The sequence below is a fragment of the Cognatishimia sp. WU-CL00825 genome (genome assembly GCF_040364665.1).
Classification (GTDB): Bacteria; Pseudomonadota; Alphaproteobacteria; order Rhodobacterales; family Rhodobacteraceae; genus Cognatishimia.
Genome location: NZ_BAABWX010000001.1, coordinates 1,712,322 through 1,738,837 on the forward strand (window position 1 = coordinate 1,712,322; position 26,516 = coordinate 1,738,837).

Consider the following 26,516-nt stretch of genomic DNA (forward strand, 5'->3'; position numbering starts at 1 on the left):
GTCCGAGCGGGCCAGGGCCAATCTGCTCTGTAGCCTTCATGACCAACGCGCAGAAAGGGCGCACTTAGACCATTTTTTGCGACTTGTATAGCACCTGCGCGACAATGGACTAGCACGGTTGCATGAATTGCATAGCTCATCCGCCAGATTTCGCCCTTTTCAACGCCCCTCCCAACGCAGGCCCAACGCAGGGTCACACCCTTTGCCCCTTGAACCTGCCTCTGGCCTCAGGCAGGCTTTTATCATGACAGAACCGCCCTATACCCCGCTGATCCAGGCCCTGCCGCACTCTTCTCCATTCACCAGCCCAGAAACGCTGGAACGCGCCCGAGGCGCGCCTTTCACAGCACGGCTTGGCGCAAACGAAAGCCTGTTTGGCCCCAGCCCCAAAGCCCAGGCGTGCTTTGCGGACACCGCTGCCGAGATCTTCAAATATGCGGATTCAGAAAACCATGACCTGCGGCACGCGCTTGCCGAATTCTACGCAGTGCAAGCCGACAATGTTGTCATTGGTGAAGGCATCGACGGTCTATTAGGCTATACCGTGCGGCTTTTCATTGCGCCCGGCGATCGGGTGGTCACCTCTGCGGGGGCTTACCCAACTTTCAATTTTCACGTCGCGGGCTATGGCGGTCATATCGAAACCGTGCCCTATAAAAACGACCAGCAAGATCTGGCCGCACTGATTGCCAAAGCCAAACAGGTCGACGCCAAGCTGATCTATTTCTGCAATCCCGACAATCCCATGGGCAGCTGGCATGACGGAGAAAAAATAGCAGCACAGCTGGATGACATTCCAGAAGGCTGCTTGCTGATCCTGGACGAAGCCTATGTCGAACTGGCCCCGCCGGGAACCTCGCCAAGCTACGACATAAGCCACCCCAAAGTGATCCGCATGCGCACCTTTTCCAAAGCCTACGGCATGGCCGGGGCACGGATCGGTTATGCGCTTGGTAATGCCGCCCTGATCAGGAACTTTGAAAAAGTGCGCAATCACTTTGGCATCAACCGCGCCAGCCAAGCCGCCGCCCTCGCCGCCCTTAACGACCAAGGTTGGCTGGCCAATGTGCAGGACAAAACCCAGATCGCGCGTGCGGAAATTGCCCGTATCGGCAAGGCCAACGGCCTAACGGCCCTGCCCTCTGCCACCAGCTTTGTCACCCTGGATTGCCACCGCGACGCCGCCTTCGCCCAAGCCATTGTCGCAGGCCTGGCCGATGCGGGCGTTTTCATTCGCATGCCCTTTGTCGCGCCGCAAAACCGCTGCATCCGGGTCAGCTGCGGCCGCCCCCAGGATCTGGCCCATTTTGAGAACGCATTGCCAAAGGTGCTCGCAGGGTTGCGCTGAACCCTGCCTGCGATCATCAGGCCTGACCACCGCTAACGAAAATCTTACCATTGCGGCGCAAAATTTGGGTTATACTTGCCGCAAAGGAGTTCTCATGTCGCGCAACGTGCAACCCGCCCCCAATTTCACCAATGCCTTTCTGGTTATGGCGCTGGTGAATTTGCTTTGGATTTTCCTCGCCCTTTGGGCAGTTTGGGGCCTTGCCGCTGTTCTGGCCGTTTCCGCCGCCATCAACGCCGCCATCAACCGCCTAAGGCGCAAGCCGCAATAGCCCCCCGTCAGCAGCCGCTTGCCAGCGCTGTCTGCGCAGACTAAATGAAAGCGTCCAGGCATCCAGCGTGGCATCAAGGCAAGGGACCCAGGATGAGCCTCGGCAAACGGTTAAAACACTGGGAACGTAACTGGCGCCACAGTTTCAATGTGGACCCGCGCATCGCGGGCAACGAACGCCGTGCACAAATCTACAACGATTGGTTTGACCATGCGATCCTGCGGCGCGTCTGGACCAATTTTTTTCAGATCGCGCCTGGGGTCTATCGCTCTAATCAACCCACCCACCGACGCTTTGAAAAGATCAAATCCATGGGCATCACCCATGTGCTTAATCTGCGCGGCCAAGGCACTGGGGCCGCACATCTGACTGAAAAGAAAAGCTGCCAAGACCTGGGCCTGACGCTGATCAATTGTCAGCTCAGCGCCCGCCAAGCAGCCCCCGCCGAAAATATTCTGCAGGTGATCGAAACGTTCAAAACCATCCCGCACCCCTTTGTCATGCATTGCAAATCCGGGGCCGACCGCGCGGGCTTTGCCTCCGCGATCTACCTGATCACCATGCAAGGCCAATCGGTACAACAAGCGCGCAAAATGCTGGCGGTGAAATACGCCCATCTCAGATTTACCAAGACCGGCGTGCTGGATTATATCTTGCGCAGCTATGACGCAAGCAACAGCCAGCAAGAAATCTCATTTGAAGATTGGATCCGCACGGCATACGATCCCCAAAAGCTGCAGACTGATTTCAACAACAGGGTGCCCATTTTATCGTGACCACTAGCACTGACAAGGCGGTCACCGACCCCGCCGCAAACCCGGCCCCAAAAGAGTCAAAACCTCTGATGAAATGGCTGTGGCGCAACTTCATGCGACGCTATTCCTTTGCGCTATTTGTGGCGTTTGTTCTGATGTCGCTCGAAGGTTCGATGCTTGGCGCGCTCAGCTATATGATGCAGCCGATGTTTGACATGGTGTTTGTACAGGGCAATCAGGACGGCCTGTGGATTGTGGCCATCTCTATTGCTGGCATCTTTGCAATCCGCGCCCTGGCCTCAGTCGGGCAACGGGTTCTGTTATCTTATATTTCGCAAAATGTTGCCGCAGATCTGCGGCGTCGCTTGCTGGATCGCATGATGTTTCAGGACAACGCGTTTCACCAATCCCACCCACCGGGCTATCTGATCCAACGGGTGCAAACTGATGTGCTGCAAATCAACACCATGTGGAACACCCTGATCACCGGGGCTGGCCGCGATGCCATATCGCTCACGGTTTTGCTGGGTGTTGCGGTCAGCGTCGACTGGCGCTGGACGCTTGTGACCTGTATCGGCACGCCGCTTTTGGTGCTGCCATCGGTGCTGGCGCAGAAATATGTGCGCCGCCAGGCCCGCATGGCACGTGATCTTGGGGCGCGTTTGGCCACCCGTCTGGATGAAATCTTCCACGGCATCGTCGCCATCAAACTCAACCGGCTTGAAAAATACCAATCCAAGCAATTTGGCGAACTCACCGATCATCTGGTGCGCACCGAGATCCGTTCGGCCGCGGGCACAGCCGCCCTTCCCGGTATGATCGACATTATGGCAGGCCTCGGGTTTCTGGGCGTGCTGGTCTACGGCGGCGGCGAAATCATCGCCGGAGAAAAGACCGTAGGTCAGTTCATGACCTTCTTTACCGCCATTGGTCTTGCCTTTGATCCGCTGCGCCGACTGGGCTCTGTCAGTGGTCAATGGCAAGTGGCCGCCGCCAGCCTTGAGCGCCTCAAAGAGCTGCTGGAAATGGTGCCAAAATTGCAGTCCCCCAATAACCCCAAACCTGCGCCAATTGGCAAAACGGATATCGTTTTATCCGATGTCCACCTGTCCTATGGCGAAACCAAAGTGCTAAACGGCACCAGTTTCACCGCCAAAGCAGGCGAAACCACCGCCATTGTTGGGGCCTCTGGTGCCGGGAAATCCACCATTTTCAATGTGCTCACCCGTTTGGTTGACCCGCAATCCGGTCAGGTTTCACTCGGGGGTACGATCACCCGCGAAATGTCGTTGGAAAATCTGCGCGATCTGTTTTCCGTGGTGTCCCAAGACGCCATGCTGTTTGACGAAACCCTGCGCGAAAACGTGTTGCTCGGGCGCAGCGATGTCACAGAAAAACAGCTAATGCAGGTGCTGGATGCAGCCCATGTCAGCGATTTCGTCAAGAAAATGCCCGAAGGTCTGGACACCCATGTTGGCCCACGCGGCAGTGGCCTGTCAGGCGGTCAACGGCAACGGGTGGTCATCGCCCGCGCGCTCTTACGTGATACGCCTGTTCTGCTGCTGGACGAAGCCACCAGCGCGCTGGACGCCCATTCCGAAGTGCTGGTACAAAAGGCCCTGGACAAACTGTCCAAGAACCATACCACCCTGGTCATTGCTCACCGTCTGTCCACCGTGCGCGAAGCTGACAAGATTGTGGTCATGGACAAAGGCCGGGTGGTCGAAGAAGGCACCCACGACGCGCTGCTGGAAAAAGGCGGCGTCTATGCTGAATTGTACCATTTGCAATTTGCCAGCGAAGGGCCCAGCGCCGAAGAAAGCGCTCGCCGCAAAACCCTGCCTGCAGTCAAACAAGCCAAGCCAAAGCGCGGGTTCTGGGGCTCCTTATTTGCGCGCCTGCCTCGGGTTTAATGCTCAATCAAGACCCGCATCGGCTTATTTTCGATAAGACTGCGCCAGCCGCTCTGGCGACACGCCCATAAAATACCGCGCCAAGGTCCACAGGTTGCGGCTACCACGGCGCAGCCAGCCGCCGTGCTGATAGCGCGCGGCGCTGGTGGTGGCGACAATTGGCAAAGCCACCAACCGCCCCTTGAGGGCGCGCGCCATCGCCACATCTTCCATCAATGGCATATCCCGATAACCGCCGGTGCTTTGATACAGCTCCTTTGACAAAACCAAGGCCTGATCCCCATAGGGCAAGCCAAACAACGCCGACCTCAGGTTGGCCCAACGCGCCACCCATCGGCCCTGCCAACCGCCATCGGCGAACTGCAACCGACAATAGCCTGCCTTGTCAGACGGCAAATGTGCCTCGACCGCCGCACTCCATCCCGGAGCCAAATTGGTATCCGCGTGTAAAAACATCACCCAATCCGCCTTGGCCGCCTCGGCACCGCGCCGCAGCTGCCCCCCCCGAGACGCCGCCCCTGACACAACCACAGCCCCGGCTTCATCCGCAATCTTCAGCGTGCGATCCTGTGACCCGCCGTCAGAAACAATCACCTCGCGGATCAACCCAGCCGACAATCCTTCCATCAAAGCCATCAGCGTCGCAGCCAAATCCTCTTCAGCGTCGAGCGTTGGAATTACGATAGAAAGCGGTGCGCGCATAATTGCCCCCTGTTGCTTGGCCCGCGCCTCTCTATATGAGATGGTAGGAAAAATACAGGACTTAGCCATGACCAGCGCGCGCAATCTTTTTACCATCACCGGATCAGACGCAGAAAGCTTTCTGCAAGGACTGGTGACCAACGACATCAACAAGCTCGACGACGGGCTGGTTTATGCGGCGCTTTTGACGCCACAGGGCAAATATCTGGCCGACTTCTTTTTAGCGCGTCGCGACGGAGATATCCTTCTGGACGTCGACGCCGCTTTGGCCGAAATGCTGAAAATGCGCCTCACCATGTATAAATTGCGCGCCGATGTGACCCTTCAGGACTGCCCACTGCATGTACACCGTGGCCTTGGCGACAAGCCAGATGACGCCATGGCAGACCCACGTCACACGTCACTCGGCTGGCGCGCATACCGTGACACGCCACAAGACAGCGACACCACCGATTGGACCGCCCTGCACATCGCCGCTGGAGTGCCGCAAACCGGTGCCGAACTGACCGCAGACAGCTACATCCTTGAAATGGGGTTCGAGCGCATAAATGGCGTCGATTTCCGCAAAGGCTGTTATGTGGGCCAAGAGGTCACCGCACGCATGAAACACAAAACCGAACTGCGCAAAGGTCTGGCCACGGTCACAATTCAAGGCGACGCCGCCCCCGGCACCGCCATCACCGCAAATGGCAAAGCCGTCGGCACCCTGCACAGCCGCGCCGGAGATCAAGCCCTTGCCTACCTGCGCTTTGACCGCGCCCAACCTGAAATGCAAGCCGGCGACAGCACAGTGTTTTGGCAGCAGGTGTAAGTCAAAAGTCGGCTTTGAGCCCGTTTTGGCTGATGCTGCAGCTACAACGGATGCCCGATCTTAGCGTCCAGAAGAAACCTTTGGACCGACACGTTCGATCCGATTTGTCCAAATAAATCCGTCGAAATTCTCTGGAACTTTGGCAAGGGTATCCAAATCGTCAATGCCGCTTATGAAACCAGACCCATCATACGGCCCGGCCAAAATAACATCTGTGCCTGCATCACCAAGGCGGCGGGTGAAACGGTGCGGCCAACCCCACAATAGCCCAGCGTAATTCTGCGGAACCACAATCATCGTGTCTCGGCAAACCTCTGGCACATAGCCACTCCAACCGATTGCAAGATACTTGAGAAGACAGCTTTTTATCATGGCTTTGTCAAAACCTCGCAGACCAAGGGGTGCATCGATCACGGCTTGTGTCGGGGGGCTTCCTCCATAGACTCCGTAGACCCTTTCACGCAACTCTGGGTTTTCAAGCATTGCCAACAAAGCAACACCGTCACTGCGCCGCGTGCTTTTGAAATTCACCAAGAATGCGCCACCCATATCTTCGGACAAGACGGTGTGCAGATCAGACATTTGCCCGATTGCCTTGCCCCGGAGTGGAAACGTGCCGCTGCCATCATCGATACGATGGCCAAGGTCTAATGCTTGGAGATCCGCAAAACTTAATTTGTGCGTGATGCCAGTCCCGTCGGTCCGGCAATCTACCGTCCAATCATGAAAAACTGCAAAAACCTTGTCGTTCGTCAGGTGAACATCAATTTCAACAACGTCTGCACCAAGACGAAAGGCTTCGCGCATCGATGGAAGTGTGTTCTCGATAAAGCCATGTTCGATTGGTTCCACCGGAGAGGCATGGCAAGAGTCGACCGACCTATCTGATCCTGTGTAAATGTGATGAATACCGCGATGAGAGATGACACGCGTTTTGTGGTTCTCAAGGTGCCCAATGAATAATGATGTGTTTGCGCCCCAAAGGCCGAGTCCAAGCACAAATAATACAAAAACGAAACGTAAAAAAAACTTTGACATGTTGGTTGGTTACCGCGTGTTTCAGCGTTTCAAAAGCAAGATTTTTGGGACGCGGCGAAGACTCGCTAGGTCCGCAAAAAAGTCCCCCCAACCACGGCGACGCGGTGGGGGCGACCTTATCCCTTAAGCGCGTGCCATCACCCGCAGACGGCTGTCCCATTCGCCACGGTCAACATAAAACCCGTGTAAATGGCGATAGCCGGTTGAAGGGTCAAACGAGGCGCGCCCATGCAACACCGCGCGGTTGTTAAACACCACCATTTCGCCGGCATTCAGTTTCAGCGAAATTGTGTATTCATCGCCGCGCATCATTTGCATAAACACCCGGTAAGCTCGGTAGAACTCAATCATCTGATCAGCAGGCAGATCCAGAATATCGGCAAGATGGGCGTTAAAGCAAATCTCAGACACAGCGCCTTTTTCATCCAGCACAATCACCGGCTTGCGCGATCTCAGATCTGTCTGCGCGTCATGAAACCGAAACGGCACTGTGACCGTTGTCAAAACCGCAAAGGCTTCTGGATCAGTGCGACGCAGATCCTCGGCGACAGCGCGGCCATCACAAAACGTCGAGCCGCCGCCTTTTGCCTCATTGGCCAGGCAATGCAAAAATTGAAAGCCCGGAGGCACTTCTTGGTTTGGCAAATCCGTGTGCAGCGGCAGCGCGTCAGCCGTATAGGCCAGATTGTTCGGGTCCGGCTTGGTCTCAACTTCAAAGCCCAGCCCAAAGTTGGTTTCCCTCAGATGCCCAATACGGCGGCCAATCTCTTTGCCAGCCCCAGTGTCATCCGCCAGCCCCTCGATGATCGAAAGCCCATATTGCTTGGTCACCCGCAACCACGAGGCAAAAACATCCTCTGAATCTGCCATAGCTTTTGCCGAGACCCGCGGCACCCCAGCCGCCCCCGCCTCTGCACGCCATAGGGTCGGCACAAGGTCCGCAGGATCCGCACGCCCCACTCCAGGCCGATGGGTCCACAGCCAGTCCAACGCAAACCGGCTGGCCTGGGTCTGCTCGGGCCATTGCAGCAGCAAATCCGCGCCATCAACCTCTGCCGAGGTCGGCGCAATATCCAGCGGAACGCTGGTCAGGTCAAATGCACGCTCGCCGGTCAAAGGGTGAAATCCGGCCGGATCCGTGTCGCGCAGCCAAATGTAGGGAAACTGGCCTTCGGTTCCGTCCGGCCAGCGAATATCAAGGCGCTCAGCGCCCATTTCAAGTGTCAGTTGCATCAACTGCTCCGTTGTACTGGAAATTAGAAAAGTGGAAAGCACGCCTATTGCGGCGGCGGCCACCAAACATAGGCCTTCGCAAAGGGGTGGCCCGGGTTTCTTCCAATCACGGCAAGCATCTGTGCTGTCGGCTCCGAAAAGTTGCGGCACATAAGCACGCGTCTAGACGACAAACAAGCGTTAACGCACCAACACCCCGCGCGCGGTGCCTTCTGGCACCAATGCGGCCCGTCGCCACTCTTCCATGGCCATCTGCAACTTCAGCTCTTTTTGCGCCAGCGAACTGCAATGCATCTCGGCAATACGCTTAAAATCCACTGCGGTGACCAACCCAGCAACAGCCACGCCGCGCCGGGTAATCAGCAAGCGCGCCGGCCCCCGCTCGATCCGCGCCAATGCCTCTGCCAAGCCTCCGCGCAACGCGCTTACACTTATCTGGTCCTGCTCAAACATCGCGCCTCAAACATCCTGCGTTTGTCACCTTCACTGCGCTTACAGAATGCCCGCTCGATGTTAATGCCGCCTTACAGCCCCGCACGCTGCCCTGCTCTGGCCAGGTGCTCAGCGGTATTTTGCAGCCGTGATGAACTCACCAAAACTCTCACACCAAATAACCACGCTGGTATAATCCGCCACCGCAATCCCCGCAGGAACCTCTAGCAATAGACCATCAAAGGTCTTCACATCCCCCACCAAAACCGCCTGATCCTTAAGCGCAAAAAACTCTTCCTCGTTTTCCACAAAAGAGGCCGTCAAATACAGCTTGTAATCCGGCCCCGGTGCCAGCTTGCCCTCATGCACAATATTGGTGGCGGTCACAGACACCGTGCCCTCGCCCCAATGCAAAAAGTCGCTGCCCCTTAGGTCGCGCGTAAATTCCCCGGAAAACATCGCGCCTTGCGCCTTTTGCTGCAACATCGCCGCATCCGGCGAGGCAGGTGCCACCAGGATCGGCAGAAAATACACCCCCAAACCAAAGCCCACCACCAAAGTCACAACATGCGACACCGTCAAAGCCATCAATCGAAACATTATGGTCTCCTTTGGAAATTACAGCAAAACAATACGCCCCCTTAGCACTATCCCGAAGAACTTTCGCTGAAACCCTTAAGGTTCCGCGCAATCCGAGATGCTGCAAAGTCAGTAAAGCGGCGCACTTCAGGTCGCTTATGCGCCGCTGGGGACACAACCAACCAAACCGCCAGGTCCGAGCCAGGCGGCGGATCAAAACAGCGCACAAGATTGGGGTTTGGATCGCCCACCGTCACGGGAAACGGGCCAATACCCTGCCCGGTCTGGATGGCCATCAACAGATCGTTGGGCGTTGCACATCGCACAAGATTGCGTCGATTGCTCGGGAAATGGTTCAAAAGATGAACACGATGCTCTTCCATATCCGGGCTGAATTCTGCCGGAAGTGTATGGGTGGCGGCATAGGCCTGCGAGGCGTAATAGGTCCATTGCAAATGTCCGACCTTGCGCGCGATTAACCTGTCGTCAGAAACAGCCGATGTCATGCGCAAAGCGATATCAGCCTCGCCCTTCATCAGATCTAACTCTCTCTCGGTGAACACAAATTCGAAACTGACACCCGGGTGTTTCTTAACAAACTCCGCAACCACAGCCCCAATATTGCCATTCATCTCGTCTTCAAAGGCGGTGACACGGATTGGCGCGCTGGCCCGTCCACTTTCATTTTCGGCTTCCAGTTCAAACGCCGATGCCGCCGTTTCCAGAGCCTCTGCAAAAGGCAAAAGCGTCCTTGCCTGTGCGGTGGGCTCTGCGCCGCGCGTGGTTCTTTCAAACAGCGTCAGGCACAATGTATGCTCAAGCACGTCGATCCGCAGTGCAACCGTTGTCTGATTAATGCCCAACTGCCGCGCAGCCCCAAGGGTAGACCCCTCGCGCATCACAGCGAGGAAGACCCGAACGTCTCCCCAATCCCTAAAACGGTTCTGCATTTTTGCATAACAGCACGGCGTCGAGCCAGATACCAGAAGAACTTTGTACGGCTTAGTCTGTTTCCAGCAGCACAACGGAGACCCGCCATGACCACCCTGTCCATTTCCCCATTTTCATTTTTTACCCGCCCTTTTTGGAAACCCGAAGCCACTGCCGTCAACGGCGCACAGAAGACCGAGATCCAACGTCGCCAAATTCTAAGCGAGATGATTGCAGCGGGAGCTTGCGACAGCGAATACGGTGTCCAAATGCTGATGTCTGTCTATCCAGATCAGTTTTGACACCTGGACCACCAGAGAACGCCACACCAAACAGGTGTCGAATCGTACGTTTCAGCGCTTGAAACGTACAAATTGTACAAATAATGAAAAATTGCCCATGCGTGCGCTGCAAGCGCAAAAACCGTTGCATTCTGGGGCTATGGCCGAACGGACGCGACACCCCCATATCTGGTGGGGATGTCTGTAAGAAAAGGGCGCGGGCTTAGGCGCGCTCGGAATATTCCATCGAAATTGTGTCGACGATGATCATTTCATCCTGGCCCACAAATGGGGGCACCATAACTTTCACGCCGTTGTCCAAAACCGCTGGTTTGAAAGAGTTGGCGGCCGTCTGGCCTTTGACCACTGGTTCGGTTTCGACGATCTTGCAGGTCACTTTTTGCGGCACAGCGGCATTCAGCGCTTCATCGTCATAAAACTCGACCTGAATGGTCATGCCGTCTTGCAGAAACGGGCGGCGATCGCCCAGCAATTCGGATGGCAATTCAATCTGTTCGTAGGTTTCTGTGTCCATGAACACCAGCATACCGTCAGATTCATACAGGAACTGCTGGTCTTTCTGCTCCAGGCGCACACGTTCGACTTTATCCGCCGAGCGAAAGCGTTCATTCAGCTTGGACCCATTGCGCAGGTTGCGCATTTCGACCTGGGCAAAGGCGCCGCCCTTGCCGGGCTTTACGTGATCGACTTTGACCGCAGCCCAAAGACCGCCGTTATGTTCCAGCGTGTTACCGGGACGAATTTCATTTCCGTTGATTTTAGGCATGTGACAAAACCACGACAAAAGGTTGATAGGAATTTGAAAGCACCTATATATCGCTGGTTGACAGGTGACAAGGTGGCCTATCTCGTTCGCGCTCTGCCCAAGTTATGCACAGACTGCAAGTTAGCTATGCAAAAATAGGGTACCCGAATCGATTAAAGTAGTCCATAAGCCCCCTCACGCCCAAAAGACAAGACCAATAATACAAGGACGACGAGATGAGAGATTTCGTTGACGGCACGGCTTTTAATAACGAACAGGGAAACCGCGCACGCAAGCTTTTTGCTGCTGTTGTTCTCGCCGCGCTAGATGATGCGATTGCTGACGATAAAAAGTACGGCAATGGCCCTGAACAAATAGCCCGCTGGGCACGCTCGCGTGACGGGCGCGAAGTCCTGTCCTGCGCTGGGATTGACCCTAACGAACGGGTTGTTTCCGGCCTTATGGACTTTGTTGGCAAAGGTGTACGGACCTCTGTCGCGCTGTCACGCGAAGAGAGCGAACGCCGTCATGCGGCTCAGGAAAGCCAAGCAGCTTAAGCCTGCCTTGCTTTGCCGTATTGTAAAAACGCGTGTCCCTGCGGGGCGCGTGTTTTTTTATGGGAACATGAAAAGAAAGCCCGGCAGCACGGCGATCAACTCAAGCACCAACAAAAGTGTGACCACTATATGTTGCGGTCGAAAGGTAAACCCTTGGTAAAGCGCCAGCCCGCAAGCCAAAGCCGCGAGCGCTTCAAGTGGGGCCACCCACTGGGCGTAATGTTGGTGATCCCAATAGCTGACAGGGCTTTCAAACACCCAGTTGGTCAGTGGCCAAAAATGCGCTCGGCCGTCGTCATGATGTAGTGGAAAATCAAATGCCAAATGTAACAACGCGGCCGCTGTAAATATCATGCCCACCTGACTTGATCTAAAATAAGCCAGCAAAAACAATGCCGTCCAGACAACAAACGAGTTGTCGACCGCAAAGATGCCCTGCCAAAGCGGGGAGAAATACAGTTCCCCAAAGACAACATTCGGCTCTATTTGCAGCACAAACAGCGACACGCTGGCCAAAAGATAAAGCGATAGGTCGGGAAAGACTGCGCCCAAAATGGCAACCCTAGAGAGCCTGGCGTGGGCTCCACGGGCCAAAACTGCCCAACCAAATAAGATGTGAGCCGGCGTGTTCACTTAACCCCCTCTTAAGACGGGTTAATAATCCCCATTTAGATTGCGCGCTGCCATTGCACGATTGATTTCGCGGCGCACAAGCTTGCGCACATTCCGCGTAATCCGCTCCCCCAATGGCCCTTGCAATTCTTGCCGCACGATCTCTCCAACCAACTCTCGCAACATCTGCTCGTCCAGCACAGTTTCTTGGGTCAGGTCTTCGATTTCGGGTTCGGTTTCAATAGGTTGCGCAGAGATGTCGACAACCTCAACCTCTGGTAAATCCGCGCGCTCCACCGGGTCAAGCTCTGCTTCCGAGGGGTCCTCTCCCTCCGAAACAACTTCGGCAATCGGCTCGTGATCTGCGTCGACTTGCGTTGCGTTTGCCTCGTCCCATTGCAAAGCAGCAACCTCGGTCCCCGCATAGTCACTGTCACCCGCCGTATCAGGCTCGTAAGTGTCAGCGATCTGAGAGGTCTCAGAGCGCCAATCAGACAGCGTTTCACCCTCGATTTCCCAAGGGCGCACAACATTTTGGCTGGTGTCGGTCGTTTCGTTAACATCGGTCGCTGAACGATCAGCAAGGTCAAATTGCAATTCGTCAGAAATAGCTTCAAACGATAATCGGCGCGATTCAAAACTCAGGTCGATGGCACGCTCTTCACGTTGTGGCTTGTCCGCTTCCTGAGCGGGGGCTTTTGGGAATTCAATAGGCGACGCTTCGCGATGATGAAAGCCCAAAAAAGACGCATCAGAAGCTATTGAGCTCGGCTCGTTTTCGCGCAAGTCCGCACTGCCGTGTGCGGCACTGGATGCGTCACCCTGATCTGAAACACTGTTATCACTAGGATTTTCAGCTACTCTTAGCGCCTCGGTCAAAACCAGTTTATTTGCACGCAATTCAGCTTGCGGTTCCGGTTCGGTCACCTCTAGCTCAGCACCCACTGCAAATTCGTTAAGCGCCGGAGCTGCTGCGGTAGGCGCTCGGCCATTTTCAGAAACCAACCGTCGAATCGAAGACAGAACATCTTCAATTTCGACATTTGTTACAGGATCAGACATATTTATTTAACCACTCACACCTTAATGCTCAGCTTAGCCGCAGAGGCCTTTTCGCACAACAGAAAGCGAGAATGTTATTCTTTTCCAATGCTCCGCAGTACTTTGTCCAACTGACGTCCCCGCTTGCTCAGAATTGCCGGCGCTGTTTTGACCTTTTTATAATAGGCCTCAGGGTCATATTTTTCGACAGCGAGGTTAAGATGGTCAACGTTCAAAAGGCCCATTGCCGCAAGCAGACGATACGCAGCGACAAATTCTCTGCTGACAGCAGAAATCTGGTTGGCTTGCGCATCTAAAAGCTCTTGTTCAGCATTCAATACATCCAGCGTTGTGCGTGCCCCAAGCTTGGCCTCTTCACGAACGCCGTCAAATGCGATCCGCGCTGCGCGAATTTGACGGGTGCTTGCTTCACGCTGAGCGCGCGAGGACAAAGCCAAAGCCCAAGCAGAACCAACCCCCAATCGAACAGTATGACGTTGCGCATGCAAAGCACCACGGGCAGCATCTCTTTGTGCCATGGTTTGTCGAAGGGCTGAACTTAGCCTGCCCCCCTGATAGATCGGTCCACTGGTGCCAAAAGTGATCGATCCAGTTTGGCGATTACTGTTGCTAGACAGATTTTCTGTCGCTGTCACATTTGCAGAAAGATTAATTGTTGGCAGCATGCCAGCTTCGGCACGTCTCACCAGATGCTCTGCAGCAGCGACCGAATATTGCGCGCCAAGCATGTCAGGGTGAGTGCGAACCGCCACGGCTTTGGCTTGGTCCAGTGTTTTGGATGTGTATGGCAAACGCGATGGTGGCGTCAGCACACCATGCGCCCGTCCAACCACAGCTTTGTAAGATTCCTGCGCTTGCATCAGGTTCCCCTGGGCCACACCAAGCTCTGCGCGAGCTCCGGCCAGTCGTGCTTCGGCCAATGCCACGTCTGTACGTGTGACCTCGCCCACATCAAACCGGTCTTTGGCCGCACGCAGTTCTCGGGTAATCAAGCGCAAGTTGTTTTGGCGTAGCGATACGATTTCAGAATGCTGCCGCACATCCATGAAAGCCTGGACCGCGCTCAAAAGCACAGCCTGCTCAACCGATAGCAAGGACTGACGCGTCGCCATTACGGTTTGCTCTTGTGCGGCCATCAATGCTTTGGAAGCGCCACTGTCCCCCAGCAACCAGCTGAGCGTGAGGCCGACATTTGCCGTGTTGCTGGCGCTGGTGACTGACCCACTGGAAAAGGTGCGCTGGTAATTTGTAAGCCAACCCAAAACCGGGCGCATCGCGGCCGCAGCCTGGGCCACATTTTCATCCGCAGCTCGCAGCAAAGCCCGATTTTGTTCGAGCAAACCGCTGTGGGTATACGCACTTGCCATCGCATCAGACAGGCTTTCAGCCTTGGCTTGCTGCCCAGCGAATGGCGATAGAGTGGCCGTTACAATTGCCGCAAGAAAAATCTGTTTAACACCCATCTGCACACGTCCTTAATACCTAAGAAGAAAGCGAATTTGCGCTTTCTTTAAGATTTACAGTTCAAATTCTGCAACACGCTCGAATCCCGCGAGCAGCGGTGCGCCGGCATTGAAAACAGGGCGCCACGAAATGTTTTCAGCCTCTTTTAGTCCAATTTTGACAACACCAAGCTTACCTTGCATGAACAAACATGCGATGCGACCGCCGTTTTTCAACTGGGCTGCAAGTGCATCAGGAATAATTTCGATTCCCCCCTGAACGATGATCACGTCATAGGGCCCATGATCTGCGGCACCTGCTGGGAGCGCGCCTTGATGCACCACCACGTTGTCAACATTCTGGTCTGCCAAAAGCACTTGTGCTTCTGATGCTTGGTCTTCGTCTGACTCTACTGCAACAACCGCTTCGGCCATGCGGGCAATCACCGCTGCAGAATAACCGAGCCCAGACCCGATATCCAAAACAAGCTCATCTTTGCGAATATCCAAGCCATCAAGCATTTTTGCCAATGTACGAGGCTCTAAGATAACACGGTCGGGGCCCAAAGATAGGTTTTCACCGATATATGCAGCGTCGCGTTTCTCTAACGGCACGTAAATTTCGCGCGGCACAGACAACATGGCTTCAATAATTGGAAATTTGGTTACATCAGACGGGCGCACTTGAGTGTCAACCATGGCGATACGGCGGATTTTATTATCAGACATACTAAACTCGTTCGTTCAGATTTCGGTCTTTGACGTCTTGCCATAATATTTTGGGAACAGCAACGCTCTACAGGACGAAAATCCCTGCTTCGCCCTTGCAGCGGTGAAAGAGTTCAGTTATTGCGCCTCTACCACCACGGCGGCGAGTTGGTAGAGTGGTTATGCAGCGGATTGCAAATCCGTGTACACCGGTTCGATTCCGGTACTCGCCTCCATCTTTCCCCAATTGACGGTTTCCACTCCAAACCATATGGTTTTAAGGCGTTAGCTTCAAAATCAGGGAACTAAATGGGAACTACCTCCGACACTAAATACCACCCGACAACACTGGTCCAGCTACCATCAAAAGGTAACCGCTGGTTTGTTCAGGCAACGCTCCCCAAGCCCCTACAGGGCAAGAATAAGCAAAAGCGAGTAAGCACTGGGACGAGTGACCGGAAGTTAGCCGAACGCTTACAGCATGAAATCACTAAACAGATTTACGATGGGTTTGATGAGCAGCTTGCAAAGCTAACCGTCGATGATAGAGGCGGAACGCTTCCATTCGCCAGTTTCACCATGACCGAAGAACAGTCGCAAATTTACCGCCTGATGCACCCTGAAAAAGTTCTGGCAGCCATGACCCTGCACGAAAAAGAAAAGCTGGGGCCACAGCTTGGTGAACTTCTGGAGCAATTTTTGGCCTCTCGCGAATGGGCGCGATTGAAGACACGAAAAGAGCACGAGACCTACATCAAACAATTTGTTGAGTTGATAGGGAATTACTCAGTCAGCCACATAAGAAAAGTTCATGCATACGACTACGCCCAGATTCTCTCGGATCAGGGATATGCCAACAAAACGATTGGGAGTCGTATCTCCAAGGTTACCGCGATTTTGAAATATTGCGAAAGAAAGGGATTGGTAGAAGCCAACCCCTTTGTAAACCTTGATTTAACAAGTTACGGCCGCCCCAAGGTCTCATATATCCCCTACGACTTGGACGACCTCAAGACGATTTTCGCTCAAAAGATACCACCCCGTGAAAAGCTCCTTTTCACCCTGCTGTGCACCACCGGTGCTAGGCTCGACGAAATTGCGTTACTCCGATGGGATCAAATCAAAAAGCACGGCAGGGTCACCTACCTGGACCTAAGAGACGCTGAGTTGATCAAGAACGATAGTTCGAGGCGGTTAGCCCCTCTTCACCCCAAGCTTGGCCTGCCGAAGCAAAACTCCGAACGGGTTTTCAACTATTCCCTTGATCAAGATGGCAAAGCCGCCACGAACGCTGGGTACAATGGAAGACCGTACCTGGAAGTGATCAACCACCCCTTGAAGGTTATCCACTCTTTCAGGGGGACCTTCAAAGACATGATGAGAGATATCGAGTGCCCAGAGGACGTTCATGATTGGATCACTGGCCACGGGGCCGGAGATGTGAACAAAGGCTATGGTCGTGGCCCATCCCTAAAGGTGCGACACGATTGGGTATCGAAGTTGGACTTAGGATTTATCGGTGAAAGCTGAAGTGCAACAAAGGTTGTGGCAAGATTTCTTGTCGGGCTGACCTCAAGCTCAAGTCGTCCTAAACAACCTTAATATCTTTCAAGCTTGACCACCGTGCGAATATTAAGTATTCGTATATTTAATATTCGAACGGTGATTCTTATGGATTCGACAAATATCAAATGGGCAACAGAGCAAAGGTTCCAGTATTTGGAGCAACGAGCTTTCTGGCATGGGAGTCTGAACCGCAGCGATTTGATTGAGAAATTTGGAATATCTGTGCCGCAGGCATCGAAAGATTTGGCCTCGTACCAAAAGATGCATCCTTCTAATTTGTCCTACGACGCAAGCAAGAGGCAGTACTCACCAACCAAGGGTTTCACCCCGCACTTTGCTTCCAACAATGTCGATGATTACTTGTTTTCTCATGCGGATGCTGCTGAGAAGTCGGGCGAAACTAACATGTCCGAGATGTTGCCGCGACCAGTCCGCATCATTTCCACCCGCGCAATCCAGCCCGTTGTCGAAAGCATTTATCGAGTTGCATCAGTGGAAATTCAATATCAGTCAATGAATCCTCAAAAACCCGTACCTGTGTGGCGGAGAATTACACCCCATGCGTTCGGGAACGACGGGCTAAGATGGCACGTTCGGGCCTTTTGCCATGAAGATATGAAATTTAAGGATTTTATCGCATCCCGAGTTCTGGAAGCGCGTAACCTCGGCGATGCTGGAGAAACAGCAGGCAGTGATGCGAATTGGTCCAGCACTATAGATGTCCAACTGATCCCAAACCCAGAACTCTCCAACTCACAACAGGCGATTATCGCATCTGAATACGGCATGGAAGACGGATCACTTGCAATCACGGTGCGGAAGGCAATGCTATACTATTTCAACAAGCGGCTCAGGCTTGATGTAGCGTCAAAACTCGACAAGCCGCACGAAACACCTTTGGTTGTATCCAACCGCAGTGAGTTCACCTCAGCGATGATGGAGGCAGCGAAATGACCTCCACAAACTTTGAGTTCTTGAAAGAAGATTGGCCCGAACTGGCCGGATTGGGGGCATTGGCCGAGTCCTATGCACACACTGACCCAACAAGTTCGGTGTTTAATCTACGTCTTCTGGCCGAGAACTTGGTGAAAGACATTTACCGAGATTTGAAGCTACCCAAACCAGTTCGGGCAAAGCAAATCGACCTGCTCGAAGGCGGCTCATTCTGCACCATTACACCCAAGGTGGTCCGCGATAAACTTCATGCAATTCGTGTCCAAGGCAATAAAGCTGTCCATGGTGAAGGAGCTTCGACTGCCACCGCGATCTGGCTTCTCAGGGAAGCCTTCGACTTGTCGCGTTGGTTGACTGTTTACTTCAAGAAGTCAGACATCCAATCGTTACCGAAGTTTTCCAAACCCCTTCCCCCAGCCGACGCATCAGAGGCGAAAGCAGAAACAAAGAAAGTACTTGACCGACTGGCGGCTCAGGAAGCTGAGATGGCATCATTACTGGAAGAGCTTGATGTCGCTCGACAACAGGTTGAGACCTCAGAGAAGAAGGCCGCTGAACTCGAAATTTTGGCTAAATCAGCATCTGAGACCGCTGACGTACTAGAATTTGATGAATCAACCACGCGGACTAGAATCATTGACTCTATGATCGCAGCAGCAGGTTGGGACATCGCCGGTGGGGATGCTTCCACCTCGGAGGTGGCTAAGGAATTCGGGGTTCTCGGACAACCGACCTCTACTGGAAAAGGTTTTGTAGATTATGTCCTTTTTGACTCTGACGGTTCGCCACTTGCGGTGATCGAAGCCAAAAAAACGTCAGTTGACCCCGAACGCGGTAGAAAACAAGCTCAGCTTTACGCCGACGCGTTGGAAGAACAAAGTGGGCAACGCCCGGCCATCTTTTACACCAATGGCTACGACCTTTGGCTGTGGGATGATGCCGGTGGGTATCCGCCCCGAAAAGTCTACGGCTACTACTCCAAAGACAGCTTACAGTACCTCGTGAAGTTCCAGCGAAAGAACAAAAAAGACCTCTCAACACTGGTGCCGCAAGAACGCATCGTAAACAGACTTTACCAGATCGAAGCCATAAAAGCCGTAGCAGAGCGTTTTTCTGATCACTACCGAAAGGCTTTGGTCGTACAGGCGACAGGGACAGGTAAAACAAGGGTTGCTATCGCTCTCGCTGAACTCCTTATCCGGGCGGGTTGGGCAAAACGCGTTTTGTTTCTTTGTGATCGCAAAGAGCTTCGTAAGCAGGCCAAGAATTCTTTCACCGAGTTTTTGGAAACCGAGCCTGTGAGAATTGTGAACTCTAGAGCAAGTGGGGAATCCACTGAACGAATATTCATCGCCACCTACCCCGCGATGTTGAAAGTATTCCAGTCGTTCGACGTAGGCTTTTTTGATCTGATTATTGCTGATGAATCCCATCGGTCTATCTACAATATTTATGGTGATCTCTTTCACTACTTCGATAGCTTGCAAATTGGTTTAACCGCAACGCCAGTAAACTTTGTCACACGCAGCACTTTTGGCCTTTTCAACTGCGAGGGCCAACTCCCAACGTTCAATTATGACCTCGAACAGGCGGTCACATCGGAGCCCCCGTATCTGACACCATTTGAAGTATTTGAACACACTACACAATTTCTAAGAGATGGAATTCGTCTTGAAGGTCTGACCGCCGAACAAATCGCGGAACTCGAAGACCAAGGTGAAGACCCAAACAACTACGACTTTTCCTCCGAGCAGATCGATCAAGGCATATTCAACCGTGACACCAACCGGGTCATAATCAGGAACTTGATGGAAAACGGTGTACGTGAAGGCTCCGAACAGTCTATCGGTAAGACCATAATATTTGCACGCAACCACGTGCATGCCATATTGATGAGCAGCTTGTTCGATGAAATGTATCCGCAATATGGCGGGAAGTTTTGCCGTGTCATCGATAATTACGACCCAAGGGCCGAACAATTAATCGACGACTTCAAAAGCTCCACTAACGAACTGACCATCGCGATCTCCGTCGATATGCTCGATACTGGCATAGACGTTCCTGAAATCGTCAATCTTGTATTCGCAAAACCAGTCAAGTCTCCAGTGAAGTTTTGGCAAATGGTTGGACGTGGCACTCGCCTGTGTCCTGACCTGTTTGGTCCAGGTCTCGACAAAAAGGTTTTCCGGATATTTGATCATTGGGGCAACTTCCAACGGTTCGAAGATGGGTACCAGCCAGCAGAACCACAGCCATCCAAGTCTCTGCTTCAAGTGTTGTTCGAGCAACGTCTAACCTTGGCTGAAACAGCGTTGCGCAAGAGCGAAATCGCTACCTTTGATGATATAGTCGCTCTGATATCAGCCGACATCGAAGCACTGCCGGAAGAATCGATTGCAGTACGTGAACGATGGAAGGAAAAACGATCAGTGGGCGCACTGGATAACCTTAATAAGTTTGAACCAAACACGGTTGCAGTACTTCGAAACACCATCGCACCACTCATGCAATGGCGGAATATCAGGGGCGCGACCGACGCTCATGCATTCGACTTGCTTGTGTGCAGGATTCAAATCGCCACGCTTATGGCATCGGCGGATGTTGCCGATCTACGCATAGATTTTATGGAGCGGTTGGATCGGCTCCAGATGAATCTGAACCCAGTGCGAGAGAAAGCCGAAGTCATAAAACGTGCTAAGTCGGACACTTTTTGGGAGAATCTGACGGTTGCAGCATTAGAGGATGTTCGTACGCCATTGCGCGAGATCATTCATTACCGTGAACCTGGGGTTAGCCCGGGTATCGGTCCTAAGATCATAGATGTGACGGAAGACGAGTCACTGGTCCAAACCGGGCGTCGCAGTGCAAGCCTACATACCGTTGACATGGCAGCCTACAAGAGCATCGTTGAAGGTGAGTTGCGGAAGCACTTCGATACGAACCCGACGCTAGTCAAAATCCGCAACGGTGAACCGGTTACAGCGGAGGACCTCAACGCAATAATTTCTCTGGTCCTGACACAGAACCCCGATGTTGGCCGTGAGGCACTGGAGGAGTTCTTCGAGACGACAGCCCTGCCGCTGGACCTGGCGATCCGCTCCATGGTGGGCCTTGATGCAGAAATGGTACGGGATCGTTTCTCGACTTTTGTGCTCAGCCACCCAGAGCTTACAGCCAAACAAACTCGGTTCTTGGGCATGCTCCAAAACCACATTGTCAAATTCGGTTTCATCACTATCGACAAACTCTATGACCAACCATTCACCGTGGTGGATGCAGACGGGCCTGAGGGTGTGTTCGACAAACCCGAAGACATCGATCAACTCATGAAAATCGTTAATCTCTTTGCGCCCCCTTCTCGGTCCGGCGATAGCGACGGAACGGATAAAGGAACAATTCACTAATGATAACCGGCGATTTAAAACGTAGCGTTGACGCGCTTTGGACGGAATTTTGGCAGGGTGGTATCACCAACCCGCTGACTGTGATCGAACAGATCACATTCCTGATCTACGTCCGGCTCCTCGATGTGGCTGAAACCCGTGATGAAAACCGTCTGCGTCGCAGCGGCACAGAATTCAAGCGTCGCTTCTCTGATGCCGACCAAGACCTACGGTGGTCGCACTTCCGCCATCTTGGGGGGGACGCGATGCTGCCGTTGGTTCGTGATCGGGTGTTCCCACATTTCCGCAAATCATCGGTTGGTGGCACGACTTTCTCGGAATTCATGAAAGACGCTCAGTTGATGATCCAGAAGGAGAGCCTTCTGACCAAGGCTGTCACTATGATCAACAACCTGCCACTGACCGAAGGCGACACCAAGGGTGACCTGTATGAGCATCTGCTCAGCAAACTCACCACGGCGGGCATCAATGGTCAGTTCCGCACACCTCGTCATATCATCCGGCTCATGGTGGACATCCTGGAACCCAAGCCGACCGAGGTGATCGCTGATCCCTCCTGTGGCACCGGCGGCTTCCTAGTTCAGGTGATGGAATACCTGATGGAGACTTACACCTCACCCGAGGCGGTCATCACCGAAACGGATGAGGACGGGAAACCGTACAACATCTACACCGGTGACCTGCTGGAGGATCATCGCGAACACATTCGTTCAAACATGTTCCACGGCTTCGACTTTGACGCCACCATGCTGCGGATCGCGGCGATGAACATGATGTTGCACGGCGTGGACGACCCCGACATCCATTACCAAGACACGCTGTCCAATAACTTCCCTGAGCGGTTCCCGAAGGCGGCAACCGAAGGGTTCGATGTGATCCTGGCCAACCCACCCTTTAAGGGCAGCTTGGACTATGAAGACGTGCATGCAGGGTTGCTGCGGCAGGTGAAGACCAAGAAGACGGAACTGCTGTTCCTGGTGTTGATCTTGCGGATGCTCAAGATTGGTGGTCGTTCAGCAACTGTTGTGCCAGATGGGGTGCTGTTCGGCTCCTCTACAGCCCATGTAGCCCTTCGCAGGCAGTTGCTGGACGAGAACCAACTAGAGGCCGTCATCTCGCTACCCTCGGGCGTGTTCAAGCCCTATGCGGGTGTCAGTACAGGAATTCTGGTGTTCACCAAGGGTGGACGCACTGATGACGTGTTCTTCTACGATGTCCAGAACGATGGTTTTTCATTAGACGACAAACGCGACCCAATTGAAGCGAACGACCTGCCGGGATGTCTCTCCGCCTGGAAAAAGCGTGACATCAGCAAAGATACGGACCGAAAGAGCAGTGCATTCTTTGTTTCAGCAAAAGAGATAAGGGACTCAAACTACGATCTCTCGCTGGGCCGTTACAAAGAACGGACATATGTGTCCCAAACGTACGATGCTCCAAAGAAAATCTTGGACCGTATGAAGAAGCACAACAATGAGTTGGCGGATGACCTAACAGAACTTGGGGACCTGTTGGGATGATAATGACTAAGGACACAGCGAGTGCCCACTACCCAACTAAGGACCTCGGAAGTTTAGTCGATTTTTTTGATAATCGCAGGAAACCAATCACAGCATCGAAGCGGGAAAGTGGCGATATACCATACTATGGTGCTAATGGCGTTCAAGGTCATGTTAAGGATTACCTGTTCGATGAACCTCTCATACTTTTAGCGGAGGACGGGGGACATTTCGACGACCCTGCGAGAGGGATTGCCTACGAGATCACTGGAAAGTCATGGGTGAATAACCATGCTCACGTGCTTCGAGCCAAGGAAGGTGTCAGTCAAAGGTATTTGCTTTGGGTACTGCGGCATTACGACGTAACACCCTTCATTTCTGGTTCAACGCGGGCAAAACTCACCAAGGGGCAGGCTGAAAGAATTCCAATTCCAGTCCCTGAATCCCTCGCGGAACAACGCCGGATCGCTGCGATATTGGACAAGTCGGATGCCATCCGCCGCAAACGCGAACAGGCGCTCACCCTCGCCGATGATTTCCTGAAATCGGTGTTTTTGGAGATGTTTGGCGATCCTCACACCAATTCCGGCGGCTGGGATGTCGGAGTAATCTCCGATTGCCTGACCAGCACCGTCGGTGGTTGGAGTGCTAAGGGTGAAGCTCGGCCTGCTCGGTCGGATGAACTAGGCGTTTTAAAGATCAGCGCAGTGACTTCCGGCGAGTACATTCCTGAAGAAAACAAAACCGTTTCCGTAGTGCCTGAGGGCAAAAAACTTGTGGTCCCCCAGGTTGGTGACCTGTTGTTCAGTCGTGCCAACACTCGTGAACTGGTCGCTGCGACCTGTATCGTCTTAGACGCCCCGCAGAACGTGTTCTTGCCAGATAAACTTTGGAGCCTCGAAGTTGATCCTGACGAGGCCACGGCACCATACCTTAAATTCGTGCTGACTGACCCCGGTTATCGCTACGCTCTGTGCTTACGTGCATCCGGCACCAGCGGATCGATGCTGAATATCTCCAAGGCGAAACTACTCGATCACCCAATCCCCATTCCACCGATACAAAAGCAGAAGGATTTTGAGAAGATATGGTGGAGAACTCAGGAAACCGTCAAACGGCTGAAGTCAGAGCTTGAGATGTCAAACGAACTATTTGGATCGCTCTCCCAACGTGCATTCAGCGGTGGTCTGTAGGATGCTGAGATGAACCTTACCGGCAACCGAAACCAACTTATAAACGTTAGCCCAGCCGTTAGGCCGGAACTTCACCAAATGACGTTGCCCGGTCCGATGCTTCAGCGGGGGTTCTGGCTCTATGTCTGGCGTGTCGAGACACCCAACCGTGAACGTCTTTATGTAGGCCGCACCGGTGATAGCAGCAGCCCCCATGCCACTGCACCGTATACTCGCATGGGTCAGCACCTTGGCTTCGCAAAGACGCAAAACAGCCTTAGGCGATTGCTTGGTGAAGCTGGTATCGAACCTGAATCTTGTGCTCGATACGATTTGGTTTCGTTCGGTCCCATGTTCCCAGAGGTCGGTCTGAAACCAGATCAAGACCGTGACGAGCAGATGGCCCTGCACAAACCGCTGCGCGATCAGATGGCCGGATTGGAAAAGAAGCTGCGCGATGCACTGGTCGCATCCGGATACGACGTGTTGAATGTGGTCCACAGCAAAAAGCAATTTGATGACGCCCATTGGGCAATGGTGCGTAACGCATTTTCAATACATTTCCCGGAGTTGATTGATGAGTGATTTAAAGCTGTTCCACCTAAACGGCTCCGATGCCGCCGAAATTCCCGGCAGCGGCCTGGCCCTTGAAAAATCCTTGCAGACGCTGATCGAGCAAAACCTGGAAACATTCCTTGGTGTTCGTTTTCTGGCGTCAGAATTCTCAACCGGTGCGGAACACGGTGGGCGGATGGACACGCTGGGTTTGGATGAGAACGGTTACCCCGTGATCATTGAATACAAACGGTCCACAAACATGAACGTCATTAACCAAGGGCTGTTCTATCTTGATTGGTTGGTCACCCATCGCGGTGATTTCGAGATGTTAGTGCTCAAGACCTTTGGTGCCGAAGCCGCGCAATCGGTTGAATGGTCATCCCCCCGTCTGATCTGCATCGCCGGTGATTTCAGCAAATATGACGAACACGCCATCAAGCAGATGAACCACAACATCGATCTGATCCGGTACGTGAAATTCGGCGACGATTTGGTGCTGCTCGAACAGATCAACGCGGCGGTTGCTCCGACGAATGGAGTCCTTGCACCGAGCGGACCGAAACCGGCTGCTGGCAAGGCCAAGTATACCACGGTGTCAGAGCATCTGGAGAAAGCGGATGATGACCTGACCGACCTTTACGAAGCCGTGAAGGAACATCTGCTGAGCCTTGGAGATGATGTCCAACACAAAGCACTGAGGTTCTATTTCGCCTTTAAGCGGATCAAGAATTTTGCCTGTGTCGAGATCAAGAACCAGGACAAAAAGGTCATGGTTTACCTGAAAGTTGATCCGGATAGCGTCGATCTGGACGATGGTTTCACACGTGATGTTCGAAAGATCGGTCATTTCGGGACTGGAGATTTAGAGGTCACAATTCGATCTATGGATGATTTCGAACGAGCCAAGCCGCTCATCGAACGCAGCTATGAGGTTGCCTGAGCATGATGGACGAGGCTGAGTTCAAGGATCGACAAATTTGGGTGCGTGCATTCTATGGCTTTGACCCGGAACATGACGGGCTGATCGGCTTCACGCTCGAACAAAACCGCACCACCATGATGGAAAAAATGCGTGATGGCGATTTGGTTCTCATCTACGGTGCGGTTGATAGTCTGACAGATCAAGACCTCCGGCGGCAGGCCCTTGGGTTCCTAGAGGTAAAGCTAGAGGAATGTCGTGATCACGAGAGAATGAGTCCATTATCCATTCAATGGCGCAAAGACCGAGGTTTCCAAGATCGCTGGAACTACGGCATCAGAGTAACTCGTGCATGGCGGGTCACTAACCGCGTCCATATCAAAACTATTGCGCCCGAGTCTTACAAAGGTGTCTACAGGTTTGACCGCACTACGAGAGCCAAACTGTTGGAGCCTGATGAGCAACGCAGAGCACTCAGCCACCATGTGCGTCAGGTTAACGTTTTTGGTGAAGAACCCATAGAACTGGATGACTTGGAAACCGGAACGTTGGAACACGTTCTGATACCTTCGAAGGGCATTCCACCTTCATTTGGTGAACGAACATCAACCATAGTCGATGGTGAAAACCACGTATATTTGATGAGGTTCTCCGGAGGAGCCAGTTTTTTGTTTGGGCGCACTGGATACAACGATGGTCAAGCACTGGTGAAGGTAGGAAGGTCGAACGATCCTACGCGTCGGCTGGCCGAAATCAACAACGGATTTCCACAACGATCAGTGGAAAGATGGGCGCTTGAGAACTTCCAAAAGTTCCCAAATGGCGAAACTGCCCACCGTGTTGAAACCAACATCAAGTCGGCGTTCGATGCCGAATTCACTTCTGAAGGTGGCGAATTCTTTAGCGGTGAATGGGCTTCCATGCAGAACAAATTTCAGAACATTTGTATTTCTTCGATGCCGCACATTCTCGGTGCCCCTGCAAAGGCCAAGGGTGTAAAGTGA

26 protein-coding genes and 1 tRNA gene are annotated in these 26,516 nt (G+C 53.2%); 16 read left to right on the forward strand and 11 right to left on the reverse strand.

What is annotated here, in order from left to right; all coding sequences use genetic code 11:
- Window positions 1-244: 244 nt before the first annotated feature.
- From ABXG94_RS08560 to ABXG94_RS08575, 4 genes are all read left to right on the forward strand, one after another.
- Window positions 245-1,348 carry a pyridoxal phosphate-dependent aminotransferase gene (locus ABXG94_RS08560; protein ID WP_353533532.1) on the forward strand — a complete coding sequence of 368 codons (1,104 nt, stop codon included), beginning with the start codon at window positions 245-247 and terminating at the stop codon, window positions 1,346-1,348.
- Between the two features lie 94 nt (window positions 1,349-1,442).
- Window positions 1,443-1,619, forward strand: a complete 177-nt coding sequence (locus ABXG94_RS08565) for a hypothetical protein (protein ID WP_353533533.1) — start codon at window positions 1,443-1,445, stop codon at window positions 1,617-1,619.
- Window positions 1,620-1,711: 92 nt separating this feature from the next.
- The gene (locus tag ABXG94_RS08570; protein ID WP_353533534.1) at window positions 1,712-2,395 is read left to right on the forward strand and encodes a phosphatase domain-containing protein; all 684 of its coding nucleotides are present in this window, start codon (window positions 1,712-1,714) and stop codon (window positions 2,393-2,395) included.
- Window positions 2,396-2,463: 68 nt separating this feature from the next.
- Complete coding sequence (locus tag ABXG94_RS08575) at window positions 2,464-4,287, forward strand: ABC transporter ATP-binding protein (RefSeq protein WP_353534032.1); 1,824 nt, start codon at window positions 2,464-2,466, stop codon at window positions 4,285-4,287.
- A 24-nt stretch (window positions 4,288-4,311) separates the two neighbouring features.
- Here ABXG94_RS08575 and ABXG94_RS08580 read toward each other — a convergent pair whose 3' ends face one another.
- On the reverse strand, window positions 4,312-4,989 hold the full coding sequence (locus tag ABXG94_RS08580) for a TIGR04283 family arsenosugar biosynthesis glycosyltransferase (protein WP_353533535.1): 678 nt from the start codon (window positions 4,987-4,989) through the stop codon (window positions 4,312-4,314).
- A 67-nt stretch (window positions 4,990-5,056) separates the two neighbouring features.
- On the opposite strand from ABXG94_RS08580, the gene ygfZ reads away from it, so the two are divergent.
- Window positions 5,057-5,800, forward strand: coding sequence for a CAF17-like 4Fe-4S cluster assembly/insertion protein YgfZ (gene ygfZ / locus ABXG94_RS08585; protein ID WP_353533536.1), 744 nt, complete (start codon window positions 5,057-5,059; stop codon window positions 5,798-5,800).
- A 60-nt stretch (window positions 5,801-5,860) separates the two neighbouring features.
- Here the strand turns inward: ygfZ and ABXG94_RS08590 are convergent, their stop codons facing one another.
- The 5 genes from ABXG94_RS08590 to ABXG94_RS08610 all read right to left on the reverse strand — a co-directional run bounded on the left by ABXG94_RS08590 (window position 5,861) and on the right by ABXG94_RS08610 (window position 10,032).
- Window positions 5,861-6,838, reverse strand: coding sequence for a glycerophosphodiester phosphodiesterase family protein (locus tag ABXG94_RS08590; RefSeq protein ID WP_353533537.1), 978 nt, complete (start codon window positions 6,836-6,838; stop codon window positions 5,861-5,863).
- A 123-nt stretch (window positions 6,839-6,961) separates the two neighbouring features.
- Window positions 6,962-8,071, reverse strand: coding sequence for a TauD/TfdA family dioxygenase (locus ABXG94_RS08595; RefSeq protein WP_353533538.1), 1,110 nt, complete (start codon window positions 8,069-8,071; stop codon window positions 6,962-6,964).
- Window positions 8,072-8,251: 180 nt separating this feature from the next.
- Window positions 8,252-8,524: a type II toxin-antitoxin system prevent-host-death family antitoxin gene (locus ABXG94_RS08600; RefSeq protein WP_353533540.1), complete on the reverse strand. Its 273-nt coding sequence runs from the start codon at window positions 8,522-8,524 to the stop codon at window positions 8,252-8,254.
- 108 nt (window positions 8,525-8,632) lie between these two features.
- Complete coding sequence (locus tag ABXG94_RS08605; protein WP_353533542.1) at window positions 8,633-9,103, reverse strand: DM13 domain-containing protein; 471 nt, start codon at window positions 9,101-9,103, stop codon at window positions 8,633-8,635.
- 47 nt (window positions 9,104-9,150) lie between these two features.
- Complete coding sequence (locus ABXG94_RS08610) at window positions 9,151-10,032, reverse strand: LysR family transcriptional regulator (RefSeq protein ID WP_353533543.1); 882 nt, start codon at window positions 10,030-10,032, stop codon at window positions 9,151-9,153.
- Window positions 10,033-10,119: 87 nt separating this feature from the next.
- Between ABXG94_RS08610 and ABXG94_RS08615 the strand changes: the two genes are divergently transcribed.
- Window positions 10,120-10,314 carry a hypothetical protein gene (locus tag ABXG94_RS08615; RefSeq protein ID WP_353533544.1) on the forward strand — a complete coding sequence of 65 codons (195 nt, stop codon included), beginning with the start codon at window positions 10,120-10,122 and terminating at the stop codon, window positions 10,312-10,314.
- Between the two features lie 202 nt (window positions 10,315-10,516).
- On the opposite strand, the gene efp is transcribed toward ABXG94_RS08615, so the two are convergent.
- Window positions 10,517-11,080 carry an elongation factor P gene (gene efp / locus ABXG94_RS08620; RefSeq protein WP_353533545.1) on the reverse strand — a complete coding sequence of 188 codons (564 nt, stop codon included), beginning with the start codon at window positions 11,078-11,080 and terminating at the stop codon, window positions 10,517-10,519.
- A 215-nt stretch (window positions 11,081-11,295) separates the two neighbouring features.
- Here efp and ABXG94_RS08625 point away from each other — a divergent pair, with 215 nt between their 5' ends.
- The gene (locus ABXG94_RS08625; protein WP_353533547.1) at window positions 11,296-11,616 is read left to right on the forward strand and encodes a DUF6280 family protein; all 321 of its coding nucleotides are present in this window, start codon (window positions 11,296-11,298) and stop codon (window positions 11,614-11,616) included.
- Window positions 11,617-11,673: 57 nt separating this feature from the next.
- Here the strand turns inward: ABXG94_RS08625 and ABXG94_RS08630 are convergent, their stop codons facing one another.
- The 4 genes from ABXG94_RS08630 to ABXG94_RS08645 all read right to left on the reverse strand — a co-directional run bounded on the left by ABXG94_RS08630 (window position 11,674) and on the right by ABXG94_RS08645 (window position 15,461).
- Complete coding sequence (locus ABXG94_RS08630; protein ID WP_353533548.1) at window positions 11,674-12,249, reverse strand: cobalamin biosynthesis protein CobQ; 576 nt, start codon at window positions 12,247-12,249, stop codon at window positions 11,674-11,676.
- A gap of 21 nt (window positions 12,250-12,270) precedes the next feature.
- On the reverse strand, window positions 12,271-13,290 hold the full coding sequence (locus tag ABXG94_RS08635) for a hypothetical protein (protein ID WP_353533550.1): 1,020 nt from the start codon (window positions 13,288-13,290) through the stop codon (window positions 12,271-12,273).
- Between the two features lie 74 nt (window positions 13,291-13,364).
- The gene (locus ABXG94_RS08640; RefSeq protein WP_353533552.1) at window positions 13,365-14,753 is read right to left on the reverse strand and encodes a TolC family outer membrane protein; all 1,389 of its coding nucleotides are present in this window, start codon (window positions 14,751-14,753) and stop codon (window positions 13,365-13,367) included.
- 54 nt (window positions 14,754-14,807) lie between these two features.
- Window positions 14,808-15,461 (reverse strand): protein-L-isoaspartate O-methyltransferase family protein, encoded by a 654-nt coding sequence (locus ABXG94_RS08645; protein ID WP_353533553.1) that lies wholly within the window; start codon window positions 15,459-15,461, stop codon window positions 14,808-14,810.
- Window positions 15,462-15,602: 141 nt separating this feature from the next.
- On the opposite strand from ABXG94_RS08645, the gene ABXG94_RS08650 reads away from it, so the two are divergent.
- The 9 genes from ABXG94_RS08650 to ABXG94_RS08690 all read left to right on the forward strand — a co-directional run bounded on the left by ABXG94_RS08650 (window position 15,603) and on the right by ABXG94_RS08690 (window position 26,516).
- A tRNA-Cys gene (locus ABXG94_RS08650) sits at window positions 15,603-15,676 on the forward strand.
- A gap of 73 nt (window positions 15,677-15,749) precedes the next feature.
- Complete coding sequence (locus tag ABXG94_RS08655; protein WP_353533554.1) at window positions 15,750-16,970, forward strand: site-specific integrase; 1,221 nt, start codon at window positions 15,750-15,752, stop codon at window positions 16,968-16,970.
- Window positions 16,971-17,111: 141 nt separating this feature from the next.
- Entirely contained in the window at window positions 17,112-17,960 is an 849-nt protein-coding gene (locus ABXG94_RS08660; RefSeq protein ID WP_353533555.1) for a BrxR family helix-turn-helix transcriptional regulator, read from the forward strand.
- On the forward strand, window positions 17,957-21,364 hold the full coding sequence (locus ABXG94_RS08665) for a DEAD/DEAH box helicase family protein (protein ID WP_353533556.1): 3,408 nt from the start codon (window positions 17,957-17,959) through the stop codon (window positions 21,362-21,364). The genes ABXG94_RS08660 and ABXG94_RS08665 overlap by 4 nt, the downstream gene beginning before the upstream one ends.
- Entirely contained in the window at window positions 21,364-22,884 is a 1,521-nt protein-coding gene (locus ABXG94_RS08670) for a type I restriction-modification system subunit M (RefSeq protein WP_353533557.1), read from the forward strand. Before ABXG94_RS08665 ends, ABXG94_RS08670 begins: the two co-directional genes overlap by 1 nt.
- A gap of 2 nt (window positions 22,885-22,886) precedes the next feature.
- On the forward strand, window positions 22,887-24,056 hold the full coding sequence (locus tag ABXG94_RS08675) for a restriction endonuclease subunit S (protein ID WP_353533558.1): 1,170 nt from the start codon (window positions 22,887-22,889) through the stop codon (window positions 24,054-24,056).
- Window positions 24,057-24,134: 78 nt separating this feature from the next.
- Window positions 24,135-24,620: a hypothetical protein gene (locus ABXG94_RS08680; RefSeq protein ID WP_353533560.1), complete on the forward strand. Its 486-nt coding sequence runs from the start codon at window positions 24,135-24,137 to the stop codon at window positions 24,618-24,620.
- Window positions 24,613-25,533, forward strand: coding sequence for a DUF5655 domain-containing protein (locus ABXG94_RS08685; RefSeq protein ID WP_353533562.1), 921 nt, complete (start codon window positions 24,613-24,615; stop codon window positions 25,531-25,533). The genes ABXG94_RS08680 and ABXG94_RS08685 overlap by 8 nt, the downstream gene beginning before the upstream one ends.
- Before the next feature lie 2 nt (window positions 25,534-25,535).
- Window positions 25,536-26,516 (forward strand): GIY-YIG nuclease family protein, encoded by a 981-nt coding sequence (locus ABXG94_RS08690; protein WP_353533563.1) that lies wholly within the window; start codon window positions 25,536-25,538, stop codon window positions 26,514-26,516.

What these genes read in the sequence shown, in the direction of transcription:
- ABXG94_RS08680 (WP_353533560.1), top strand. Translation starts at nt 24,135, where the DNA reads ATGACGTTGCCCGGTCCGATGCTTCAGCGGGGGTTCTGGCTCTATGTC.
- ygfZ (WP_353533536.1), top strand. Translation starts at nt 5,057, where the DNA reads ATGACCAGCGCGCGCAATCTTTTTACCATCACCGGATCAGACGCAGAA.
- ABXG94_RS08665 (WP_353533556.1), top strand. Translation starts at nt 17,957, where the DNA reads ATGACCTCCACAAACTTTGAGTTCTTGAAAGAAGATTGGCCCGAACTG.
- ABXG94_RS08575 (WP_353534032.1), top strand. Translation starts at nt 2,464, where the DNA reads ATGAAATGGCTGTGGCGCAACTTCATGCGACGCTATTCCTTTGCGCTA.
- ABXG94_RS08615 (WP_353533544.1), top strand. Translation starts at nt 10,120, where the DNA reads ATGACCACCCTGTCCATTTCCCCATTTTCATTTTTTACCCGCCCTTTT.
- ABXG94_RS08625 (WP_353533547.1), top strand. Translation starts at nt 11,296, where the DNA reads ATGAGAGATTTCGTTGACGGCACGGCTTTTAATAACGAACAGGGAAAC.
- ABXG94_RS08610 (WP_353533543.1), bottom strand. Translation starts at nt 10,032, where the DNA reads ATGCAGAACCGTTTTAGGGATTGGGGAGACGTTCGGGTCTTCCTCGCT.
- efp (WP_353533545.1), bottom strand. Translation starts at nt 11,080, where the DNA reads ATGCCTAAAATCAACGGAAATGAAATTCGTCCCGGTAACACGCTGGAA.
- ABXG94_RS08660 (WP_353533555.1), top strand. Translation starts at nt 17,112, where the DNA reads ATGGATTCGACAAATATCAAATGGGCAACAGAGCAAAGGTTCCAGTAT.
- ABXG94_RS08605 (WP_353533542.1), bottom strand. Translation starts at nt 9,103, where the DNA reads ATGTTTCGATTGATGGCTTTGACGGTGTCGCATGTTGTGACTTTGGTG.
- ABXG94_RS08560 (WP_353533532.1), top strand. Translation starts at nt 245, where the DNA reads ATGACAGAACCGCCCTATACCCCGCTGATCCAGGCCCTGCCGCACTCT.
- ABXG94_RS08565 (WP_353533533.1), top strand. Translation starts at nt 1,443, where the DNA reads ATGTCGCGCAACGTGCAACCCGCCCCCAATTTCACCAATGCCTTTCTG.
- ABXG94_RS08645 (WP_353533553.1), bottom strand. Translation starts at nt 15,461, where the DNA reads ATGTCTGATAATAAAATCCGCCGTATCGCCATGGTTGACACTCAAGTG.
- ABXG94_RS08640 (WP_353533552.1), bottom strand. Translation starts at nt 14,753, where the DNA reads ATGGGTGTTAAACAGATTTTTCTTGCGGCAATTGTAACGGCCACTCTA.
- ABXG94_RS08635 (WP_353533550.1), bottom strand. Translation starts at nt 13,290, where the DNA reads ATGTCTGATCCTGTAACAAATGTCGAAATTGAAGATGTTCTGTCTTCG.
- ABXG94_RS08670 (WP_353533557.1), top strand. Translation starts at nt 21,364, where the DNA reads ATGATAACCGGCGATTTAAAACGTAGCGTTGACGCGCTTTGGACGGAA.
- ABXG94_RS08570 (WP_353533534.1), top strand. Translation starts at nt 1,712, where the DNA reads ATGAGCCTCGGCAAACGGTTAAAACACTGGGAACGTAACTGGCGCCAC.
- ABXG94_RS08595 (WP_353533538.1), bottom strand. Translation starts at nt 8,071, where the DNA reads ATGCAACTGACACTTGAAATGGGCGCTGAGCGCCTTGATATTCGCTGG.
- ABXG94_RS08600 (WP_353533540.1), bottom strand. Translation starts at nt 8,524, where the DNA reads ATGTTTGAGCAGGACCAGATAAGTGTAAGCGCGTTGCGCGGAGGCTTG.
- ABXG94_RS08690 (WP_353533563.1), top strand. Translation starts at nt 25,536, where the DNA reads ATGATGGACGAGGCTGAGTTCAAGGATCGACAAATTTGGGTGCGTGCA.
- ABXG94_RS08655 (WP_353533554.1), top strand. Translation starts at nt 15,750, where the DNA reads ATGGGAACTACCTCCGACACTAAATACCACCCGACAACACTGGTCCAG.
- ABXG94_RS08675 (WP_353533558.1), top strand. Translation starts at nt 22,887, where the DNA reads ATGACTAAGGACACAGCGAGTGCCCACTACCCAACTAAGGACCTCGGA.
- ABXG94_RS08685 (WP_353533562.1), top strand. Translation starts at nt 24,613, where the DNA reads ATGAGTGATTTAAAGCTGTTCCACCTAAACGGCTCCGATGCCGCCGAA.
- ABXG94_RS08580 (WP_353533535.1), bottom strand. Translation starts at nt 4,989, where the DNA reads ATGCGCGCACCGCTTTCTATCGTAATTCCAACGCTCGACGCTGAAGAG.
- ABXG94_RS08590 (WP_353533537.1), bottom strand. Translation starts at nt 6,838, where the DNA reads ATGTCAAAGTTTTTTTTACGTTTCGTTTTTGTATTATTTGTGCTTGGA.